Origin of the sequence: Thiohalocapsa sp. (assembly GCF_019695415.1) — a bacterium.
In the GTDB taxonomy this organism is placed as follows: Bacteria; Pseudomonadota; Gammaproteobacteria; order Chromatiales; family Chromatiaceae; genus Thiohalocapsa.
Genome location: NZ_JAIFKJ010000645.1, coordinates 1 through 5,196, shown reverse-complemented (window position 1 = coordinate 5,196; position 5,196 = coordinate 1). Strand labels below are relative to the sequence as shown.

Sequence of the window (5,196 nt, the reverse complement as noted above, 5' to 3'; positions counted from 1 at the left end):
GGGGCGGGCTGGGGGGGAGGGGGGGGGGGGGGGGCGGAAGATCGGTTGGGGGGGCTCGGGGGAAGGACGCCAGCACCCGCTGAGAGGGAACCGCGTGGCCGCCGGCACGGGCCAGGCCGGCCGCGAAATCCACCGCTGGACCAGCGCCTGGCGCCTGCGTCACAGCCAGTGCCCTTGTGTCGCCCGCCCTTGCACCGGTGGTGGCATCCGCGTGGTCCGTCTGCTGAATTGCCTCCGCTCCAAGACCAGCCGCATCTGCCGGTGCAGCGCCAAGACTCCGCAGTAGGGCCGCATACAGTGCCTCGGGCGTGACGGGCTTCACAAGGTGCTCGACCATGCCGGCGGCGCGGCTGAGGCGACGGTCTTCCGGATACGCGTGAGCAGTGATGGCGATGATAGGCGGCGTCGCGTCGCCGCGCTCGTTTCGGATCTGTCGTGCCGCTGCATAGCCGTCGAGCTGCGGCATTTGGATGTCCATCAGGACAACATCGAAGGGCTCGTCCAACGCGCGGCGCACGGCGGCGCGCCCATTCACTGCGGTCATCACGGTGCAGCCCGCCCGCCCGAGCACTGCGCGCATGTATTCTCGGTTCGTCTCATTGTCCTCCGCAAGCAGCACGCGGCGACCACGCAGCAGCTCCGGACCACTCAGCGTCTCATCACCCGTCCCGGCACCCGCGGGCGGCGCCACTTCCTCATCTCGGAGCGCCTGCTCCAGGCAGGTATGCAGCCGCTCGCGGGAAGCGGGCAGCAACACGGCCGGTGGATCTCCGTCCGGCGTAAGCTGTACCACCCGCAGTCCTCGACGCGCCGCCTCTTCGAAGACCTGCCGACACTCCGCGAGCGGCGTCGCCGAGGTTGGCAGCGCCAGCAGCAGTGACCAGACCGCGCCATGCGTGCTGACGAGCCGTGACAGGGCCTCGGCGACGGAGCACACCGCGTCCACGTCGAGCCCGAAGGCGCGAAGCTGCCGGGCCGTGGCGGCGGCACGGCGGGCATGGTCGTCCCACAGCAGCACCGGCCGGCCGCCGGCCGGCAACGCCCGCCATGCCGGGAGGGCGTCCTGGGGCATCGACATCGCCACCGTGAAGTCGAAGCGGCTACCGCGACCGGGCTCACTGCTGACTTGGATGTCGCCGCCCATCAGGCGCACGAGCTCACGACTAATGCTGAGCCCGAGACCGGAGCCCCCGTAGCGTCGTGTGGAGGACGCGTCCGCCTGGCGGAAGGGCTCGAACAGGCTCGCGCGTGCTTCAGGGCTGATGCCGATACCAGTGTCGGACACCGCAAAGCGAAGACGCGCCACCATGCCTTCGGCCGGGGGCAGGGTCGCCTGATGGCTAACGTGTACGAAGACCGCCCCCCTGGGCGGGAATTTGACGGCGGTGGTCGCGAGATTGAGCAGGACCTGTGCAAGGCGCAGGGCGTCGCCGATGATCCGCATCGGGGTCGCCGGGTCTACGTCGAGCTACAGCAGCAGTCCCGCCTCGCGCGTCTGCACCCCTACCACCGCCTGCACGCGCTCCAGAAGCTCATCGAGGACGAAAGGCGCGTGCCGCAGCTTGGCACCGCCGGCTTCTATACGGGATAGATCCAGTACGTTATCGATAAGGCCGAGCAGCGACTGCGACGCGCTGTGCAGGCGCTCGAGCCAGCCGCGCTGACGCAAGTCCAGATCCGTATCCAGGCAGAGCCGCGCCATGCCCATGATCGCGTTCATCGGGGTGCGGATCTCGTGGCTCACATTGGCGAGAAACTGGCTCTTGGCAGCCGCCGCCACCCGCGCCGCATCCCGGGCTGCCGTCAGATCGCGGTTCAGGCGCGTGAGCTCGCGCTGGCGGTAGAGCAGAAACAGCCCCACCAACCCCACCCCCGCCAACACTTGCCAGAGAAGGGTGAGGTCCATGCGCTGCTCGATGGTGAACTGGGTCTGCTTGAGCTCGATGGCGTCCCGCTCCGCCGGTGTCACTGCGGCCAGAGCCTTGTCCATGATCAGCCGCAGCAGCGGCTCATCGCTGCGGGTGCCAACAGCGATAGGGTAGCGGTTATCCAGCTGACCGATGATGGCCAAACGCCCTGCACTCTCATGCACCACCCGCGCGGCATGCTCCAATGTCGCCACCGCCGCGGTGATGTCACCGGCCTGCAGGGCCTCCTTCATTGCCACAGGTGTCGGCGACGACACGAAGCGCACATCCGGATGCCTGGCTTCCAGCTCGTCAGCAATAGCGGAGGCCGCCGGCACCGCGACGGACTCGCCGCGCAGTGCGCGCATGTCGCGCACGAAAGGCATGTCACTCGGCCCCAGCAGCACGTAGGTCAGCTGGAAATAGCCCTGAGTGAAGTCCAGGAAATCTTCACGCTCGACGGTGGGGATCACGCCGGAGACGAGATCGCAGCGCCGCTCGCGCGCGAACGCCAAGGCCTGGTTCCTGCTCTGCGCGGGGACAGGCTCCAGGACCACGCCGAGCTTGCGCGCGAACAGGGCAAGGTAATCCCGGAACAGGCCGCGGTGCTCGCCGTTCTCCAAGTAATCGTAGGAGGTCCAGACAGGGCTGAAGCAATAGCGAAGCTTGCCATCCTTGCGGGCCAGATACTCGCGCTCCACGAAGCTCAGCAAGACCTGCCCCTGTGGTGGAGCCGGGCGTGGGCCCAGGTGCCGCTCGCGGATCGTCACACGGCGCGTCGCCGGCAGCGCCGCGAGCGCCTTGTCCATCGCGCTGATCAGCAAAGGCCAATCTTTGCGCACCGAGAACACCAGGTCCATCGGCTGCCCGACCCGATAGGCAATCTCCACCGGTGGCCCCGAGGCATCCGCCACCAAAAAGCGCATTACGTCCGTGCTGCCGATCAGTGCGTCCACTTCCCCCGCGAGCAGTGCGTTCAACGCTGCCGGCACGGTGGCGCACGCGACGGCGGTCGCGCCGGAGATGCCGGCGATGTACTTTTCGTTCACCAACGCCCCTTCGGCATAGCCGATGCGGCGGCCGGCGAGGTCGTCGGGGCCCTTGATGCTTAACGGATTGCCTGCGCGCACGAATATGCCGTTGGTCAAAGACGCGTAGGGCGCAGAGAAGGCCAAGCGTTCCGCACGCTCCGCGTGCGGCCTGGACATAGATAGCCCTGCGATCTCATAGCGCAGCGCCTGCTCCACCAGCGTCGGCCAATCGCCGAGCTCCAGCCGGATATCCGTACCGAGCAGCTCGTTGATGGCCGCGAGCATGTCCGCGTCGATGCCCGTCACGCGCCCGTCGGCGTCGCGATACGCGAAGGGCGCCCAGTCGGCGCCCACGCCCAGGCGAATCGTCGGGAGCCTGTCCAAAAAAGCGCGCTCGGCGGGCGTGAGCTGCACCGTCGGTGCCGGCGGCAATCCCGCCTCGTCACCGTCCGGGTCCTGCGCCTGCGGGCGCATCTGTCCAGCCGAGCCGGGCGCGTCGTCCGGCATCTCGCCCTCCTGGTGCCCGTCGCGCTGCCGCGTGGCCGCGGCGCGCAGATCCGCCAGGGCCTGGGCACCGCCAAACCAGCGTGCCCAGAGCGCCTTGAGCTCTGCTGGTGTCAGGGCGGCGTAGGCCTTGTCCAGAATCGCCGCCGCTTCCGGCAGATCCTGTCGAACAGCGAAGGGATGTGCCTTTAGGGTCTCTCCGGCGACGGATGCCGACAACTGGCCGACGATGGCAAGATCCGAGAGACGCTCCGACTCGAATAGATGCAGCGCCACCTGCCGGGGCATCACGGCCGCGTCCGCGCGGCCGCTGGACACGGCGTGCAGGGCTTCGGTGAAGCCCGCCACGCGCAGCCGCTCCAGCTCGCCGCAGCAGCGCTGCAGCAGCTCGCTGGCCGCCCAGCCCGGGTTGTCGGCGATGGTCTTGCCGCGTAGGGATGCCGCGTCGCGCAGATCCGTACGGCCCTGGCGGGCGACGATGACCAGTGGTACCGGGAAAGCTCGCGCGCTGAACCGGAGGTAATTCTGGCGCACCGGCGTGGCACCGACGTTGATGGTGACGTCCGCGCTGCCGCTGCGCAGGTGACTCTGCACACGAGCGGGGTCCGCGACGCGCCAGCTGAGCGTGAAGCCGGCGCGCCGGGCAATCAGCTCCAGCAACTCCACGGAATAGCCGGACGGCCCTCGCTCGCTCCAGTCCGCGAACGGCGGCAGCGGTGCGAAACGAACCCGCAGACGGGGGTGCCGCTCCAGGAAAACCTGCTCGGCAGCGGTCAGGTCAAGCTGCGGTGCCGGCGCCAAGAACAGAAATTCGTCTAAGTCCACGGGGCCGGGTGCGCGCCCGGTCTCCCGCAGCAGCTCCACGACCGCCGCCAGTGCGCCACGATCCGGCCTGCCGACGGGATGCACTTCCGGCAGCATGGCGCTGTGGGTCTGATGGGCCTCGAAGCGCAGGTGCTCGGCGTCCTTGCTCTGGGTGTTCCAGCGCGCGCGGATCAGCGCCACCAGCTCGTCCGGATGGTCCAGCGCATAGGCCCAGCCGCGGTTCGTCGCCGCGGTCAGCGCGGCTGCGACCTCCGGTGCTGCGCCCACCGTCTCGGCGGTGGCGAAGAGATTCAGGTCAGGCACCGGCACGCCGTAGTCCGCCGGATCGATGACGTTGAAGGGCACACCGCGCCGATACAGCTGAAAGACCTCGTTGCTGCGGTAAGCGACCATGGCATCGACGCGACCCTGCACAAAGGCGTCGATGCCCGGCGCGTAGGGCACCACCTGGATCTGGTCGCGATCGATTCCCGCGCGGGCGAAGAGCCGTGTCATGTTCGGGCTCTCGAGCATGTGCGGCGCCGCCAGGAGGCGCTTGCCGGCGAGTTGGCGCGGCAGTACCACGTCGGGCGGCACCACCAGCACCAACGGCGAGCGGCGAAACCAGCTCGCCAACAGCTTGAGGCGCGCCCCGGAGGCCTGTGTCTCAAGCAGCATATCCGCGGGAGCGGTGCCGAAGTCCGCGCGACCGTCCAGCACCGCCTCCACGGGGTCGGTGTCGGGCCCGCCCTCGAGCAGGGCGACCTCGAGACCAGCCTCGCGGTAGAAGCCCTGGGCCAGCGCCGCGTAAAACCCGGCAAACTGCCATTGGTGACGCCATTGCAGCTGAATGCGCACGGACTGGGCCGCAATCGCCTCCGCGCCCGTGCCCGACGTTGCCGCTGCCGGCACCAGTACGGTCAGAGGGGGCAGCCACAACAAGAGCCTCG

Annotated in this window: 2 protein-coding genes; both read right to left on the bottom strand. The window is 68.8% G+C overall.

Annotation, left to right across the window (positions count from 1 at the left end; translation table 11 throughout):
* Positions 1-1,444: ATP-binding protein (locus I6U14_RS17575; protein WP_296901092.1), on the bottom strand; the 1,444-nt coding region annotated here is incomplete at its 3' end.
* A gap of 24 nt (positions 1,445-1,468) precedes the next feature.
* Positions 1,469-5,196, bottom strand: a 3,728-nt coding sequence (locus I6U14_RS17570) for a transporter substrate-binding domain-containing protein (RefSeq protein WP_296901091.1), incomplete at its 5' end; no start/stop codon positions are given.